We start from the raw sequence: 16,609 nt of genomic DNA on the forward strand, positions 1-16,609 counted from the left end.
TATTACCCAGTCACCAGATTATTTAGCCTTCAATTTGTATAAATATTAATTAGTTATGCGAGTTTTTGCGGCAATTTAAAGGTTAGCGTAACACCATGATCAGGCATGCTATCAATGCTCACCTCACCTTGCAGTGCTTGGGTTGCAAGGTTATAAACTATCGACATACCCAAACCACTACCGCCACTACCACGTTTAGTAGTAAAAAATGGTTCGAACACTTTATGCATTACATCTTCACTCATGCCATGACCATTGTCTTTGTAGGTGACTGTGTAGCTGTGGGTGTCATCATCAATGCCTACAGTAATATCGATTCGATTTTGCTCACGCCCTATAAACCCATGAACACAGCTGTTATTCACAAGATTTAAGAATATTTGGCTAAGGGCTCCCGGAACGGTAATGAGCGAAAAATCATCAACGCAGTCAATGTTCACTTCAACATTATTACTGCGGGTTAGTGGCATTAGACTGTGTAAAATGTTTTCAAAATAGTCTTTAATATTCGTTTCGAGTAAATTGAGTGATGATTGATCAACCGCCGTTTGCTTAAAATCACTAATGAGCTTTGCAGCTCGCTCAAGATTCGCAAAGGAAATTTTGATGCACTCGTTTAAATGATTCATACCCTCAAGTAAGGCCACTTTTGTTAGCGTATTTGCCTCTATAAGTTGATTAAGGCTATTTAGCTTATCCTTAGCCGAGCTATTTGCTGTTACAGCGATGCCAATAGGCGTATTTACCTCATGAGCAATGCCCGCCACGAGATTACCAAGTGACGCCATTTTTTCGGCTTCAATTAGTTTTTCTTGCATTTCAGTAAGCTCAGATAAGGTTTTTTCAAGGGTACGAGTACGCTCTGCAACACGTTGCTCTAAATGCAGATTAGCACGTTCAAGCTCAGCATTCATGCGTTCATTCTCTTGTGCTGAGAGTGCTCTGCCATATAAGTCAGCTAATGCACCAATAAAGGAGCATTCATCTTCTGTCCATTGCCTTGGTCCACCTATATGCTCACAGCAAAATATCCCGATCATTTTACCTTTATAGCGAATTGGTGCATCTAACATAGCGCCAATATTAAGTGGTTTTAAGTAGCTTTCACTAAACTCAAAGGTGGCAGGGTCAGTATGAGCATCCTCTGCGGTGATAGTACGCTGGGTATCGAGTGCTTTGAAATAAGCTGGATATGCATCACGAGGCAATACTAACATTTGAATTTCTTTGCCGTTTTCTCTATCAAGTAGTAATCGGCACTCAATCGCGGTATTTTCGGCATTTAACAACCATATCCCTGCTCTGCCAATTTCAAGGCCATCTAGTACCGCATTCAGAATTAAGCGTTCAGCTAATTCAACATTGCCACTGTCAAGATCGGAAGAAATTGATACTCCATACAGCAGTTGGACTAGTTGTTGGCGCATACTCTCACCTTTTAGTTTTACGACACTTTAAGTCTAGACGAACATTATAAATCTGACAGAATGAATATAAGTTTTTAAAAACTCATTTAGTATTAAGTAGTTGTTCAGATAAATAAGAGTATATTGTACCCAACTCCTGTTAATACCCTTTACGACTTTATGTTGTTTAAGCAGTTTGGCCAGCTCTCCCCCGAGCTGGTTTTTTTTTGCCTAGTCCACAGTGCTAACGCATGTTACAGTTACCTTAGAAATCATCAAAAATTAATATCTCATGCGTTATACCTTAATTTTAATCACATTTTTAATGAGCTTTAGCACTTTTGCAGTTGCTCAAAATGAACCTGAAAACCGCCCTGCGTTAACCGATGTTGAGCAGCAACAAGCTCTCGATAAGCTTCAAGAACCAATGTATAAGCCATTGTTAGAGCGTTATATTCTTGATGAATTAAAAGCAGTGCGCCAAGACCAGCAAAAATTACGCGAAGACGTAACTAAGCAAGTAGCTCATACACAACTTGATACCGCAGATCGTGCGATTACTTATACAACAGACACCATTAATAATGTGTTTTTCATTATTACTATTACAGCTTCAATTTTGGTGTTAGTTGGTTGGAATTCCCTGCGTGACGTAAAAAACAAAGTAGAAGACATTGTAAACACACGTGTTAGTGCGATTACACAAGAATACGAAGATCGCTTGAAAGTACTTGAAGAAAAGTTACGTGAGCGATCTGAAGAGATCTTATTAAACCAACAAAAGATCTCGATCACTAACGAAGTTCATTCTTTATGGATGCGTGCCAACTTAGAAAGCGATGTTGCGAATAAGATCGAGATTTTTGACGAAATATTAAAGCGTAAACCTGAAGACGTTGAAGCAATTGCCTATAAAGCGGATGCGCTATTAGAAATTAACGAAACAGGTGAAGCCATTGAACTTTGTAATCAAGCGCTAGAAATTGATAGCGACTACGGCTATGCCTACTGGCAACGTGCTTGTGCGTATGCATTACTGCATAAACATGCTGATGCAATGGCAGACATTCGCATGGCACTTGAGTATTCTCCAAACCTTCGTAACGAGCTATTACACGAAAGCGCTTTTGCCAGCCTGCACGACAACGACAGCTTTAATTCGTTGTTAAACGAAATGGCTTAGCCGAAACCCATGTAGCAGCGGGTTTATCCCGCGTCATAGGCGCTAGGGTTTAGGTTCTAGGTTCTAGGCGCTGGGACGCGATGTAAAATCGCAGCTACCTAGTACCTCGTAACTTTCGCCTTTCCCCTTGCAACTTGAATTCAACTAACTTTCACCCATAAAAAAAGAGCAGCTAAGCTGCTCTTTTTTCTAACGGAAGAATAACACTTTGGTTATTTTACCATTTTCTATTTTATAGCTGGTGACAAACTCAGAGCGCTTGTCGACGACTTTGGGGTCTTGTGAACATGTTTCAGAGAGTTCATGATCAATCACGATGTTGCCAAGCACAATGCGTTTAATTGGTGATGACTTAATGCACTTTAGCTTTTTAAACATGATGCCATATCGAGCAATAAGCTTTTCTTTACCTTTAAACATCAACTCATTCGGGAATGTATAAAACTCTACGTTTTCGTCATACATCTTAATGAATGCATCGATGTTTCGTGCATTATAAGCTGCAATCAGCTGTTCAATCACCGCCATCGATTCACGTGACTGACGCGCTTTTTCTTGCTGCTTAGCTGTAAGGGCTTCTTTAGCTTGGTTAACGGCTTTTTCAGCTTCTGCAACTGCTTGCTGTTTTTCAGCAACTGTTTTTGGTTGCTCTGCAGGTGCGGGAGTTTGCGTGCCTAGCACTTTGCTGTCATCAACTTCTGCAGCCGCTTTTAAAGCTTCTGCGGTGGCTTTTTGCTCATCGCTGCTTTGAGTTTTTTCGGCTGTTGCTTTCGCTGTTTCAGTTTCAGACGCTGATTTTTGTTCTGTTGCAGGCTTTTCTTCAATAAACTCTAAGCTAGGTACGTCCTTCTTTTCGGCTTTTTGTTCATTGCTAATTTGAGGTTGGACTTGCTCTACTGTTTCGTCACTTGCAATTGACTGCCAAGAGAATAATAAACTGATTGCAAAAAATAACGGTTTCATAGTTTTCCTAAATGCATCATGCCTGATTGAGGCGCTAAGGTAGCAAATTATGACTGCTTGGCATAGTTTTTTACCAATATTGCTCTACTGTTATCTGCCCAGGTTCGCGGCGTCTGTTGCGGCTAAAACCCAGCTCTAATAAAATAGCTGTGGTGTCTTTTACCATTTTTGGATTACCGCAAATCATAAACTGTGCGGTATCAGGTACAGTAGGATGCCCTATTACATCAAACAAACGATGGTCTTTAATTACATCTGTGATCCGGCCATTAAAACCTACTTCGGCTGACTCTCGGCTGACTACGGGTGAATAGTAAAGGTTCGGGTACTGTTGCTGAAGCGCTTTAATACGCTCTTGATAGCTTAAGTCCTCGTTAAAACGAACACCATGCACTAGGTGAACATGCTCAAATTTTTGCCACACTTCACCCTGCTCTAATATTGAAATAAAAGGTCCAAGCGCTGTACCAGTACTCAGCATATAAAGTTGTTCGCTGCCAGGTACTTCATCAAGGGTAAAAAAACCTGTGGCGCGACGTTCAATTGTAACTGAGTCACCTGGTTTTAATTGTGCTAGCTGCTGAGAAAGTTGGCCGTCTTTGACGTTAATAAGATAAAACTCAAGATCGGGATTATTAGGCGCATTCACATAAGAGTATGCGCGTGCAACACGTTTATCACCCACTTGCATAGCTAACTTAGTAAACTGCCCTGCCGTAAATGGCTCAACATCGGCATTAACGATTAAGCTAAATAATGACTCAGTCCACCATTTAACGTCTTTAACCTTAGCTTCAACCCAATTAGACATACACATCCTCAATTGTTGTTCCTCTATTAAAAGTGGCAACAATTAGTTGAATTTTCAAGTTTTAAGGGGCGGTTGCAAGTTGCGAGCAGGATTTTACGCGAGGTAAACAGGCAGCTATAAAAAAAGCCGCATAAATGCGGCTTTGAGGTTAGTCTCACTTCACTTTGGGCGTGTTTCCAAATTTCAGTGAATACGTTACCAAGGAACTTATTTAAATTGATTCTAAAGCAATTTTAACCATTTCGTTAAAAGTGCTTTGACGCTCTTCACTTGGTGTTGCTTCACCAGTGATTACGTGGTCACTTACAGTAAATAGTGCCATCGCTTTTGCGCCGTATTCAGCGGCTACGCCGTACATGCCAGCTGTTTCCATATCAACAGCAAGTACGCCTAGCTTGTCTAATTCTTGATAAAAAGTGTTATCTGCTTGATAGAATGTATCTGTTGTAAATACATTACCTACCTTCGCTTCAATACCTAATTCTTTTGCTGCGTTTACACCATTTAGTAATAAACCAAAATCAGCAATTGCGGCAAAGTCGTAACCACGAACGCGCGCACGGTTTACGTTTGAATCAGTACTTGCACCTTGTGCAAAGATAACGTCACGGATTTTGATATCGCTACCAATACCACCACAGGTACCAATACGAATTAGATTTTTAACGCCGTAACTAACGATCAATTCACGGGCATAAATTGACATTGATGGAATACCCATCCCAGAGCCCATAATACTTACTGGTTTACCTTTGTAGGTACCGGTAAAACCATACATATTACGAACGCCTGTTACTTGTTTTGCGTCATCTAAAAAGTTTTCAGCAATGTATTGAGCGCGAAGCGGATCACCCGGCATTAATACCGTTTCTGCAAATTCGCCTACATCGGCGCTGATATGAGGAGTACTCATTATTGGTTTCCTTTTTTGTTCGCTAATAGCTTGTCGTTAAAGCTATCACCGTATTCAAGTGCAGGAAGATTAAACCACTGGGCAAGGGTTTGACCTATGTCTGCAAAACTAGCTCGTTCTCCAAGCGGGGTGTTTGTCATTCCCGGTTGGTAAGCAAGTACTGGCACGTATTCACGTGTATGGTCAGTGCCTGCTGCTGTTGGATCACATCCGTGATCGGCGGTAATGATTAACACATCATCGCTATTTAGCTGATTTAAAATGGTCGGCAGATAATCATCAAACTCTTTTAATGCTTTAGCGTAGCCAACTGCATTACGGCGATGACCGTACTTTTCATCAAAATCAACTAAATTTGTAAAAATCAAACTATGATCAGGTGCACTTGCGATAACTTCTGAGGTTTTCTCAAGTAAGTTCATCAGCCCTGGCGCTTTGTGTTTTTGGGTGATGCCTTGGTGCGCATAAATATCGGAAATTTTACCTATACTGATCACTTCACCACCGTCTTGCGATAATTTATCTAGCAAAGTTGGCGACGGTGGAAGCACCGAGTAGTCACGACGATTACCTGTACGGGCAAAATCATCGCTGCTCGAACCCAAAAATGGCCGCGCAATCACTCTTCCTATGTTCATTTCATCAAGCAGCGCCCGTGCGATTTCGCAAACCTGATAAAGTTTCTCCAGTCCAAATGATTCTTCGTGCGCGGCTATTTGAAACACGCTATCAACTGAGGTGTAGCAAATTGGCATGCCAGTTTGCATGTGCTCTTCACCTAGTTGTTCTAAAATGGTCGTTCCTGAGGCATAGCAGTTACCTAAGATGCCAGGAATACCTGCGCGAGCAATAAGCTCATCAACAAATTCTTGTGGAAAACACGGCTGTGTATTTGGAAAATAACCCCAATCAAACAACACAGGTACACCGGCCATTTCCCAATGTCCAGAAGGTGTGTCTTTACCACTTGATAACTCTTTAGCGTAACCCCACGCGCCAGTAGGTGCTTGGCGGTCACTTACTAAACAAGGTTCTTTACCTGCGGCTTCGCATGCATCAGCTAAACCTAGACGGGTAAGATTGGGCAGCGATAAATGCTCACCAGTTTCTTCTGCATAGGCTTTAAGTAAATGAGCAAAAGTATTTGCGCCTACATCACCAAACTTCTCTGCGTCAGGTGCTGCGCCTATTCCTAGGCTATCTGCCATTAAGATGAGTGCTCTTGCCATGGGTACCTCGTTATCAATATGTGAATACTTTATATGCTCTTCGAATTTTTGGTACAGGACATAAGTCCTGTTTCATAAAACAGAAACATTATAAATTTGCATCCCTAAGCGAAGCAAAAGAGATTAATCGTGTCTTTTTTGCTATTGTGATCTACCTAACAATGTTTCCTTCTGTGTGGGCGAGAACTTTAGTGACACGAACAATTATAGCTATTGCTGGCGCATCTGCGTCGGGCAAGTCTCTTTTTAGCAAGACAATTTATAACGAATTAGTCAATGAGCTTGAACCGGGCGCGATCGCAGTGATCGAAGAAGATGCTTATTACAAAGACCAGTCGCATTTGCCGTTTGACCATCGAACGCAAACCAATTACGACCATCCTGATGCTTTCGAGCATGAGCTTTTGCATGAGCACTTACTTCAATTGCGCGCTGGAAAATCGGTAGACGTACCAACTTATGACTATGCAATGCATACCCGTAGCGATGAAACGCGCCGAGTTGCATCTGCAAAAGTACTTATCGTTGAAGGTATTTTGCTACTGAGTGATCCGGCACTTCGAAAAGAATTTGATATTAAGGTGTTTATTGATACACCGTTAGATATCTGCCTTATGCGCCGTATGCAACGAGATATGGAGCAGCGTGGCAGAACATTACAGTCCGTTGTTGATCAATATCAAGCGACAGTGCGACCTATGTTTTATCAGTTTATTGAGCCATCAAAACACAAAGCTGATCTCGTAGTCACTCGCGGCGGTATGAATCGCGTTGCCATTGATATAATTAAAAGTAAAATAAAATATTTACTGCAACAATAACAACGGGAAATAGTCAGTATGACAACATTTATGAGCTTAGTAGGCATTGTTGTGCTACTAGGCATTGCTTTTGCGGCTTCAACTAACCGTAAAGCGATTAATTTAAGAACAGTAGGCATCGCCTTTTTACTACAAGTGTTAATTGGTGGCTTTGTCTTGTTCTTCGAAGTGGGCAAAAACGTACTAGCAAGTATGTCACGAGGAGTTTCATCGGTTATTGGATATGCCAATGACGGTATAAGCTTCTTATTTGGCTCACTGGCATCGCAAGATACTTTAGGGTTTATTTTTGCGATACAAGTATTGCCCGTTATCGTGTTCTTCTCAGCATTAGTTGCTGTGTTGTATCACATCGGAGTAATGGATTGGATAATCAAGATTCTCGGCGGTGGCTTACAAAAGCTATTGAAAACCTCTCGCCCTGAATCGCTTTCTGCAACCGCCAATATTTTCGTTGGCCAAACAGAAGCACCATTGATTGTTAAGCCATTTATTGCCAGCATGACTAAGTCAGAGCTGTTTGCGGTAATGGTCGGTGGCCTTGCTACCGTAGCAGGTTCTGTTATGGCGGGTTACGTAACAATTGGTGTAGAGCTTAAATACTTAATCGCAGCCAGCTTTATGGCGGCACCAGGTGGTTTCTTAATGGCAAAAATGATTGTGCCAGAGACCGAAACACCAAAAGAAGATTTAGCTGATTTAGACGTACAAGAAGAAAAACCGGTTAACGTAATTGATGCTGCTGCATCAGGTGCCGCAAACGGTATGCATCTAGCACTGAATGTAGGTGCTATGTTACTTGCTTTCGTAGCACTTATTGCACTTCTAAATGGGTTATTAGGCGGTATTGGTGGTTGGTTTGATCATCCAACATTAACGCTACAAGAAATTTTAGGTTACGTATTCGCGCCAGTTGCATGGTTATTAGGTGTACCTTGGAACGAAGCAGTAATCGCAGGCAGTTTTATAGGTCAGAAGGTTGTAGTAAACGAATTTGTTGCTTACCTCGACTTTATTAATTATCGCGATACGTTAAGTGCGCACACACAAGCGATTGTCACATTCGCGTTATGTGGGTTTGCTAACTTATCATCGATAGCAATTTTACTAGGTGGATTAGGCGGTATGGCGCCTAGTCGGCGAAAGGATATCGCACGCTTAGGGCTCAGAGCAGTGTTAGCAGGATCTATGGCTAACCTCATGAGTGCAGCAATTGCAGGTTTTTTCCTCTCGCTAGCTTAGAAACTTAATGAGATGAGCCGTAGTTGCAAAACAATAGGATAGGACTTTAAGGGGTTAAAGGTCTATCTGACTTGAACGATACTTCACCAAGGGCCGCAAGGCCCTTTTATCGTTTTATGTGCTAAGATTTAATTACTAAGTCTATTTAAGTACATAAATGAAATTTTTACGAGTTTATATACTAATCCTTTTCTTTAGTTGGCCAGCACTTTGCGAACCGACCCTGACCGTTGTGACTGAGCTGTCGCCACCAAACCAAACTTTAATCAATAACCAAGTTTCCGGTGAAAGCACCGAATTAGTTAAAGCTATTTTTGCCAAAGCAAACATAAACCCAAATATAGAGCTTTATCCTTGGGCCCGTGCCTACAATATGGCACTTAAGAGACCTAATATCTTTATTTATAGTATGGCGAAGACCCCTGAGCGCGAAAAACACTTTCATTGGATTGGTGAAGTGGCTACCTATCAAATGGGCTTTGTTAAATTAAGCTCTCGCACAGATATAAACATCACCTCAAACGAGCAAGCAAAAGATTACAAAATAGCCGTACAACGTAATGATTTAGCGGCACAGCGCCTAACAGACCGTGGTTACACTGTAGTCTATACTTCGGATATCAATAAATCATATCAACTGTTGATGTCGGGCAAGGTTGATTTAATTATCGATGATAAAAATTATATTGCAGCTATGGCTGAGCAGCTGGCATTAGATGAGCGTCGCTTTAGCTTTACGCATGGTATCGACTTTTTAACCATGAAAGGCTACCTCGCGGCAAATATTAATACCGAACAACGCTATGTGGATGCGTTAAAAAAAGCATTTAATGAAGTGATGGTGACGCCAAAATACAATACCGTGATGTTACTACAGCGACCTTAATTCGCCTTATATTGCTCAATATACTTTTCTAGTAGTCCTTGTTTACTCAGCTTGTTATAACTTGCTTGAAATCGAGCAACTAACTCATCAGGTAATGCTTTATTTAGCGCTAGAAAGTTACCCACGGCGCCATTCAGAGGCAATTCAACTAACTTAACCACTTCTCTGCCTTGGTGACCATACTGCATTAATTGATATTTAAACGATAGCTCTGAGCCTATGATCAGCTCAATTTTATTTTTAAAAAATAGGTTAATACATTCGTAATAGTGACTCACTTTTAGAAGATTTTTATCACCTTCATAGCCAATGCTTTCTACGAATTTTTCGTAAATGCTGTCTCTGACAACACATAAACTATGATCTTTTACTTGAGATAAGTCGATAGGATTAATGCGATCATTTGATTGTAAGCGATAAAAAAAGTTACGTGATGAAGCCAGTGGACCAACCCACTTGAATAACTCTTCTCGATCAGGAACTCGTGCCGTAGAGACTAGGCCTGATTGTGGTTTTTTCTGTGCAAAGTGATATGCCCTAGACCAAGGTAAAAGCTCGAAGTGACATTCAATGTCTGCATCAACACACATTGCTTTGACAAATTTAAGATTAATGCCTTCTAGGTGCCCTTTGTTTGAAAAATTATATGGCGGGAATTGCTCGGTGTAGATGGTGACACTATCCTTTGCCATTACTACGGGTGCAAAACTTAGGCATGCTAACAACAATAATTTTAAGATAATTAATACACCCTAATTAAATAGCTGCATTAAATATAGAAATTTTCATTAGCTCAGTCAATTTTTAAGCACAAAAAAAGCAAGCCGTAGCTTGCTTCTTCTTAATTTTTACTAAAAGTAAAAATTATAACGGAGTGATGTTATCCGCTTGTGGGCCTTTTTGACCTTGTGAAAGAGTGAACTCTACACGTTGGCCTTCAGCTAAAGTTTTGAAACCGTCGCTTTTAATAGCGCTGAAGTGTGCGAACACGTCTGGGCCATTTTCTTGCTCGATGAAACCAAAACCTTTAGATTCGTTAAACCACTTAACTGTACCTGATACGATGTTAGACATAGTATTATTCCTGATATAAAAAATTAAAAATGCCCTAATGGGCGGGTGTAGCAAAAAATGAGATGGTACTTAAAAACTTCAGGACGGTACTACAAGTATTACTTATACAACAACGAAATAAAGATTTATTAATTACACGCTTTCTTTCTAGCTGGTGCCCACTATATAGAGTTACTAAGATAAGTCAAACACTATCGTCATTAAAACTCAAATTCCAATGCTAAGCGAAAGCTATGATCTTTACCGGATTGACTCAGTTCGCTGATAAAACCAGCTTCCCATTTTAACTGACGTTTTGGACTAAACCTATGTAAACCAATAAAGCCGGGACCAACCCCAACAAAATCCTCACCAGCGTAAATTTCTATTGATGGTTGAAACGCTGATCGATAGCGATAACGATACTGCAAACGAAACTCGCTTTCCCACTCATTCTCGATATCTGCGCCCCATTCATACACTAAAAATGCATTCATAGTCAGGCTTGTACGGCCAAACTCTTTTTCCCATAAAAAGCCAGTCGTTGCTTCGTAAGCATCCACTGTATGTTGTTTTTCAAGCTCAAATAGTGCCCCCCAGTCAGCCCATAATCGTCCCTGTTCAACAAGCTGCCAACGTAACTCTACCTCGTATGAAGATAACCCAAAATCGCCGTTATCGTCTCGTTCGCCAACCAAATAACCTTCAAGACTCATGGTGTCATTAATTGCCCCACCAAAACCTGCACGCTGCGCTAACACATTGCCGCTATCAGTTTGTCTCGACACTAAACGCCACTCTACTTCGCGTTCAAAAGGCATTACATAAGGGTGATATACTTTATCGACCACCATGCCATCAGCATGTGCGACTTGACTAATAGTTGCTAACAGCAAACAGCTTAAGCTAATCATTAAGAACCGCATACTGGCTCCTCTGTCTTTTTAATTTTTAAAACACGCGCTAAGGCGATAAATACCAACGCTGCAACTACATACACCCAAAGCGCTGTTTTACTTGGTGTGGCTTCGTAACCCAATAAGGCTTTTAATACCCGCCCTAGTTCTGAGTTTTCAACTAGAAACCCACGCCAATCTAAATAATTTGAAGTCACATCGAGTAGGTCTACCTGACTTGCTAAATCAAGAAGTATCAATAACTTTGCTGTTGCATTTAAGGCAAGCAACACAACTAAAGGCTGCACGCCTGCGCGTTTAACAACACTTTCAAGTAAAAAGAACAGTAACACACCAAAGCTAATACAAATACCAACCCCTAATAAGGTACCAAGTATCAGAGGCTCAGCAGTATCTTTGCTGTGCCAGAAACTGACTAAATAAATCATGTAGTGACTTAAATACAACGTCATGGTAGCAACCAATGCGACAGCTGCGGCCTGACTTCGTTGCTGACAACTAATTAATGCAGCTGCAAAAATCACAATACACAGCAACATTTGCATGAACTCTAAGCCTCTATGATCAAATAACTGGCTCACCCATGCAGCGCCTTGTACAAACACTAAGCTCATCAAAATACCAATAACGGCATAAATACATAGCTGACGCTGATTTAACGGCACAATCAAACCCAAAAGCACAGCTAAAATCACCACTGGCAGAAGCTGATTTATACTCATCAGCAGACTAGTTATCAGCATCATCCACCTCCGTAGCCACAACAGTCCCTCGAGCAGTGTTAGGCGAAAATTCACCAAAAAAATCATAACGCCCAGGGCTTAATGGGCCGATATAAATCACACTGGTGCGGCCTGGATAGAGCACTTTTTCGCGGTTTAAGTCAAAGCTATCGAACTCTTCAGGAGTGTCATCTTGATTTTCGATTAAAAGTCGCAGCTTTTTATTGGCAGGTACTTTAATTTCAGCGGGGTAAAATAGATGATCTCTTAAGATCAGTTTGTACTCTTTGGCATAAGCAAGCCAAGACGACATACATAGTAGCAGCATAGAGAATGCCAAAATCCATTTATTCACTAATCTCTCCTTGCATAAAAGAGACGCTTACTCGCAAGCCACCGAGGTGACTATCTGCAAGCGCAATATCAGCGTTATAAATCGATACTATGTGTTCAACAATAGCCATACCAAGCCCGGCTCCTTGCTCACCGGATGGATGTTTATCGCCACCCACGCGGTAAAAACGGTTAAAAATGCGCTGCTTTTGAGCTTCATCAATACCTGGACCGGAGTCATCAATTTGCCAGATAAAACGATTACCTTCGGCTTTAAGAGTAATACAAATCTCTCCCACAGCTGGTGTATATTTTATGGCGTTACTCAGTAAATTGCCAAATAAAGTGATCAAAGTGAATTCATCACCAGCAATAATAAAATCATCACCATCTATGCTAATTGTATGCTCTTTTTCATCGATACGGTCATAAAGTTGTGCTACAACTTGCTGGCTAACCTCTAATACCGATACAGGGCTAAATTGCGCCTGCCACTGCTCTGGGTATGTTCGCCCTAAAATCAACATCTGCTCAACGATATTACTCAGTTTATCAACGCCTTTTTCCATCGCATCAAGTTCTACACTATCGACACCTTGGGCAAGTAAATTATGTACATTTATTTTTAAGCTACTAAGCGGTGTGCGCAGCTCATGGGCCGCATCTGAGGCAAAAAATCGTTCTCGTAAATAGGCACTTTCAACACGCTTAAATAGATCATTTAAGCGGCTGATTACGGGTTTAATTTCTTGTTCTGGGGTCTGCCAAGGGATCGCAGTAAAGTCATTTGCTTGTCTATGTTTAAGTTGATTAGATAACCGAGTGAGTGGCGCAAGCCCTTGTTTTACAAAAACACTAATAAGCAGTGCTAAGATTGGTACGCTCCATAACAATGGCGTCATAGCCGATAAAATCACTGTTTCTGTTAGTGCCACACGTTTACTCAATGGCTCAGCAATAAGCACCCGCTTATCTCCTTCGCTTAAACGGTATACTTTGACTCGTTGCCCTGCCAAATTCTCAACACTAAACCCGGTTTGCCAGTGACTTTGATTGATTGGGTTATTTTGTAATGACTTTGAGCTTGAGACCAAACTGTCATCCACCCAAACCTGAAATAATAACTGCGGTAAATTACTCGTATAGGCAGGAGTTTCTTTATTTAACGGCTGTTCAATCAACACATGCGCAAGCGTTACCAACTCATTATCAAGCAGTGCTTCAGCCTGATTCATACTTTCTCGATAACCTTTAGTAAAAGCCAAAAAGCAGGTTAAGATCACCATAGACAAGATAAGTAAGGTGAGTCGCTTACGAATTGACACTAGCGTTTACCTACCACATAACCAATGCCGCGTAAGGTTTTTATGAACTCTTTCGGAAATTTTTTACGTAAGTGATGAATATGCACTTCGATGGTATTTGATCCCACCTCTTCGCCCCACTCATAGAGTTTACTTTCTAGCTGCTGTTTTGATTGCACGCGGCCCTGATTTTCTAACAAAGCTTTAAGGAGCATGAACTCTTTACGCGGAAGATTAACGGGCTCTCCTTGATAACTCACGGTAAAAGCCGCGGTATCCATTTCAACATCACCGACTTTTAAGGTGCTGGTTTGTGCTTGTGTCAGGCGCCTGCTTGCAACCCGAAGACGTGCAAATAATTCAGCGGGATCAAACGGTTTTGCAAGATAATCATCAGCCCCTAAATCTAAACCCATAACTTTATCGTCGATACTACCCCTAGCAGTTAAAATCACTACAGGAATGTTTTTACGATGTTTTTTTATATGCTTTAAAATGTCGATGCCATCACCGTCAGGTAGCCCTAAATCAAGGACTACCAGCTCAATTTCATCGTTGTCCAGCCATTGCATCGCTGACTTAACGGTCGAACTATGTTCAACACTATATCCTTGTTGACGCAAAGAGCGACACAGGCCTTCAGCCACTAAATGGTCGTCTTCAACGAGCAATAAATGCATAGTTTATCTCTTTATTTTTTTCTCTACCTTAGCCAATAGTTTAGTAATTTCTTGTTGGCGGTAAAGATCTGCTTTTGGTCTATCAGGGCGCGCTGGCGCTTGCTGAGCAACCAATAAAAATTCTTTAGCTGATTTATACTTACGCTCGTCATATAGGAATGAAGCATATAAATAGTTACTATCGATACCACGAGGATTTAGCTCAAGCGCTTGCTGAAACAGCTTTTTCGCTTCATCATCATCACCAAAACCAATTGGCCAACCCGGCACTTTACCGTACAAGGTAGCAAGGCTGGTGTATGCTGAACCGTCGAGCGCTTTTGGATCTAAGCTTAGCGCTTTTTCAAATTGCGCTTTAGCATCTTTTGCAAGACCAAGAGCACCTAAGCCCCCTTTCGCTCCCGCATAACTCGATAGCACGATACCGTACCAAATATGACTTGCAGCCTGCTGGTCATTCGCTTTTGTAAATTCAGCCGTTTCGTTGGCTAGTTTTTCAAAGGCATCTAATTGCGCATCATCAACTAATTCGTAATTAACCACTGCCCACTTTTTTTGCACAGAACTTAAATCACTATTAAAGTCGGCTTTTGCAGGCGCGGCCATGATAACACCTAACATCATTAGGGCTTTAAAATTTAGTTTAGTCATAATCATTCACCTTAATCAATTTAGTTCGCAAAAAAACTTTTAATTTTAGGAAGTTGTTTTGCTATTGCGTTATCAACTAGTGATGGAAATGCGCCGTTAATACGGGCAAATAATGTTTCAGGGAAGCCGATAAAACGGCGACGTTTTTTTGATTTAATTAAATCTATTAATGCATCTGCCACTTTTTCAGGCGGATCCATCGTGTTACCAAGCTCTTTGTTCATCGCACGCACTTGTGGCGAGTTGATCGCGGTATCAGTCGCGCGAGGTGCTAAATACAATATTTTCACATCGCTGTGGCTGAGCTCTCTGGCAAGGGCTTCTGTCATACCTCTAAGTCCAAACTTGCTGGCGCAGTACAAGGTTTGATATGGATATCCGATGCTACCAAACGATGAACCTATATTCACAATCGTGCCTTTGTTGCGTGTAATTTGTGGTAAAAATAGCTGGCATAATTTAATTGGCACATGCAGGTTGATATTTAACAGGTGATCTATTTGCTGCTCACTGATTTCACTAAAGCCCTGCATCACATTGACGCCTGCATTATTGATAAGTAATGTTGCACCACCAATTTGCTGAGCAAACTTGGCAAGATCATCACGGGATTCACTGTTACTTAGATCAGCCTGAAAATACTCTGCGTCATTACCACACTCCAACTTAAGTGCAGCAAGTTGCTTAACATTTCTGCCTACCAGCAATAAACGCCACCCTTCTTTCACAAGGCTAAGAGCAATAGCACGGCCAATGCCCCCAGTTGCGCCGGTTAGCACACAAACTGGGCTACTCATGCGCTTTGCTCCATGTCCGCCTCTGTAAAGAAAGGCTCTGAGTCGAGGTCACGAAAAATATTGCCGTATAGTTTGTAAAAACATTTAGCGGCGTGAATAATGGCTTGTTGGTCGTCCTCGTTGTCTATTTTATTCATTAGTGATTCGAAGAACTTAACGTGTTCAATATCAAGTGCGCCGTGCGAAGTAAGGTATGAAAAAGCCTTTTTAGGTAGCCCAACAACCTCACGGATTTGTCCTGCAGCATTATCTGCTAATGCAATAGAAGTACCTTCAAGCACATGAACCATACCAAAGAAAGCTAAAGGATTACCGCGATTAATTGCATCATAGGCATACGACACCATTAATTCGGTCGAAAACTGTGGACGAGAATTACGTACCAACTCTTTATCAAAACCGCATGCAGCAATATCATTTAATACCCATTCTTGATGACCTAACTCTTCTTCAATGTATTCTGCAACAGCTTCACGCAGCCACTCTTGTTTATCGGTAAGCTTTGCACCCACAGCCATTAGTAGTGGCACTGTGTGCTTAACATGGTGATATGCTTGAGTTAAAAACGATGCATATTCACTAAGGCTTACTTCACCTTTAAAAACTCGGCCAATAATCGGCGCTGCTAAAAGATAGTCGCGCTCATTTTGTGTTTCGGCTTGTAATGTATTGAAAAATTGACTCATGCTCGTCGCCTC

19 protein-coding genes are annotated in these 16,609 nt (G+C 41.3%); 4 read left to right on the top strand and 15 right to left on the bottom strand.

Annotated elements, in window-relative coordinates; all coding sequences use genetic code 11:
• Window positions 1–53: 53 nt before the first annotated feature.
• On the bottom strand, window positions 54–1,427 hold the full coding sequence (locus J3455_RS00105) for a GAF domain-containing sensor histidine kinase (RefSeq protein ID WP_349560716.1): 1,374 nt from the start codon (window positions 1,425–1,427) through the stop codon (window positions 54–56).
• Window positions 1,428–1,698: 271 nt separating this feature from the next.
• Here J3455_RS00105 and J3455_RS00110 point away from each other — a divergent pair, with 271 nt between their 5' ends.
• Window positions 1,699–2,589 (top strand): tetratricopeptide repeat protein, encoded by an 891-nt coding sequence (locus tag J3455_RS00110; RefSeq protein ID WP_130052970.1) that lies wholly within the window; start codon window positions 1,699–1,701, stop codon window positions 2,587–2,589.
• Window positions 2,590–2,778: 189 nt separating this feature from the next.
• Here the strand turns inward: J3455_RS00110 and J3455_RS00115 are convergent, their stop codons facing one another.
• The 4 genes from J3455_RS00115 to J3455_RS00130 all read right to left on the bottom strand — a co-directional run bounded on the left by J3455_RS00115 (window position 2,779) and on the right by J3455_RS00130 (window position 6,505).
• Window positions 2,779–3,552: a nuclear transport factor 2 family protein gene (locus J3455_RS00115; protein ID WP_254869043.1), complete on the bottom strand. Its 774-nt coding sequence runs from the start codon at window positions 3,550–3,552 to the stop codon at window positions 2,779–2,781.
• Between the two features lie 70 nt (window positions 3,553–3,622).
• Entirely contained in the window at window positions 3,623–4,363 is a 741-nt protein-coding gene (locus tag J3455_RS00120; protein WP_130052972.1) for a ferredoxin--NADP reductase, read from the bottom strand.
• 211 nt (window positions 4,364–4,574) lie between these two features.
• Entirely contained in the window at window positions 4,575–5,276 is a 702-nt protein-coding gene (gene deoD, locus J3455_RS00125; RefSeq protein ID WP_130052973.1) for a purine-nucleoside phosphorylase, read from the bottom strand.
• Window positions 5,276–6,505 carry a phosphopentomutase gene (locus J3455_RS00130; RefSeq protein ID WP_130052974.1) on the bottom strand — a complete coding sequence of 410 codons (1,230 nt, stop codon included), beginning with the start codon at window positions 6,503–6,505 and terminating at the stop codon, window positions 5,276–5,278. The genes deoD and J3455_RS00130 overlap by 1 nt, the downstream gene beginning before the upstream one ends.
• A 191-nt stretch (window positions 6,506–6,696) precedes the next feature.
• On the opposite strand from J3455_RS00130, the gene udk reads away from it, so the two are divergent.
• From udk to J3455_RS00145, 3 genes are all read left to right on the top strand, one after another.
• Entirely contained in the window at window positions 6,697–7,326 is a 630-nt protein-coding gene (gene udk / locus J3455_RS00135; protein ID WP_130052975.1) for a uridine kinase, read from the top strand.
• 18 nt (window positions 7,327–7,344) lie between these two features.
• The gene (locus J3455_RS00140) at window positions 7,345–8,568 is read left to right on the top strand and encodes a NupC/NupG family nucleoside CNT transporter (RefSeq protein ID WP_130052976.1); all 1,224 of its coding nucleotides are present in this window, start codon (window positions 7,345–7,347) and stop codon (window positions 8,566–8,568) included.
• A 157-nt stretch (window positions 8,569–8,725) separates the two neighbouring features.
• Window positions 8,726–9,454 (top strand): substrate-binding periplasmic protein, encoded by a 729-nt coding sequence (locus J3455_RS00145; protein WP_167657342.1) that lies wholly within the window; start codon window positions 8,726–8,728, stop codon window positions 9,452–9,454.
• Here the strand turns inward: J3455_RS00145 and J3455_RS00150 are convergent.
• The 10 genes from J3455_RS00150 to J3455_RS00195 all read right to left on the bottom strand — a co-directional run bounded on the left by J3455_RS00150 (window position 9,451) and on the right by J3455_RS00195 (window position 16,597).
• The gene (locus J3455_RS00150; protein WP_167657341.1) at window positions 9,451–10,146 is read right to left on the bottom strand and encodes a substrate-binding periplasmic protein; all 696 of its coding nucleotides are present in this window, start codon (window positions 10,144–10,146) and stop codon (window positions 9,451–9,453) included. The genes J3455_RS00145 and J3455_RS00150 overlap by 4 nt on opposite strands.
• Window positions 10,147–10,318: 172 nt before the next feature.
• Entirely contained in the window at window positions 10,319–10,528 is a 210-nt protein-coding gene (locus J3455_RS00155; RefSeq protein WP_036972536.1) for a cold-shock protein, read from the bottom strand.
• Window positions 10,529–10,728: 200 nt separating this feature from the next.
• Window positions 10,729–11,421, bottom strand: a complete 693-nt coding sequence (locus J3455_RS00160) for a hypothetical protein (protein ID WP_239978019.1) — start codon at window positions 11,419–11,421, stop codon at window positions 10,729–10,731.
• Window positions 11,421–12,170, bottom strand: a complete 750-nt coding sequence (locus J3455_RS00165) for an iron transporter (RefSeq protein WP_349560718.1) — start codon at window positions 12,168–12,170, stop codon at window positions 11,421–11,423. The genes J3455_RS00160 and J3455_RS00165 overlap by 1 nt, the downstream gene beginning before the upstream one ends.
• Window positions 12,154–12,501, bottom strand: a complete 348-nt coding sequence (locus tag J3455_RS00170; protein ID WP_256854101.1) for a cupredoxin domain-containing protein — start codon at window positions 12,499–12,501, stop codon at window positions 12,154–12,156. The genes J3455_RS00165 and J3455_RS00170 overlap by 17 nt, the downstream gene beginning before the upstream one ends.
• Entirely contained in the window at window positions 12,494–13,804 is a 1,311-nt protein-coding gene (locus J3455_RS00175; protein ID WP_250662073.1) for an ATP-binding protein, read from the bottom strand. Before J3455_RS00175 ends, J3455_RS00170 begins: the two co-directional genes overlap by 8 nt.
• Window positions 13,804–14,463, bottom strand: coding sequence for a response regulator transcription factor (locus tag J3455_RS00180; protein ID WP_130052981.1), 660 nt, complete (start codon window positions 14,461–14,463; stop codon window positions 13,804–13,806). The genes J3455_RS00175 and J3455_RS00180 overlap by 1 nt, the downstream gene beginning before the upstream one ends.
• Window positions 14,464–14,466: 3 nt before the next feature.
• Entirely contained in the window at window positions 14,467–15,114 is a 648-nt protein-coding gene (locus tag J3455_RS00185; RefSeq protein WP_167657338.1) for a hypothetical protein, read from the bottom strand.
• Window positions 15,115–15,134: 20 nt separating this feature from the next.
• The gene (locus J3455_RS00190; RefSeq protein ID WP_130052983.1) at window positions 15,135–15,911 is read right to left on the bottom strand and encodes an SDR family oxidoreductase; all 777 of its coding nucleotides are present in this window, start codon (window positions 15,909–15,911) and stop codon (window positions 15,135–15,137) included.
• The gene (locus J3455_RS00195) at window positions 15,908–16,597 is read right to left on the bottom strand and encodes an iron-containing redox enzyme family protein (RefSeq protein ID WP_205987957.1); all 690 of its coding nucleotides are present in this window, start codon (window positions 16,595–16,597) and stop codon (window positions 15,908–15,910) included. Before J3455_RS00195 ends, J3455_RS00190 begins: the two co-directional genes overlap by 4 nt.
• Window positions 16,598–16,609 lie beyond the last annotated feature (12 nt).

Source organism: Pseudoalteromonas sp. NFXS39, assembly GCF_040148775.1.
Classification (GTDB): Bacteria; Pseudomonadota; Gammaproteobacteria; order Enterobacterales; family Alteromonadaceae; genus Pseudoalteromonas; species Pseudoalteromonas apostichopi.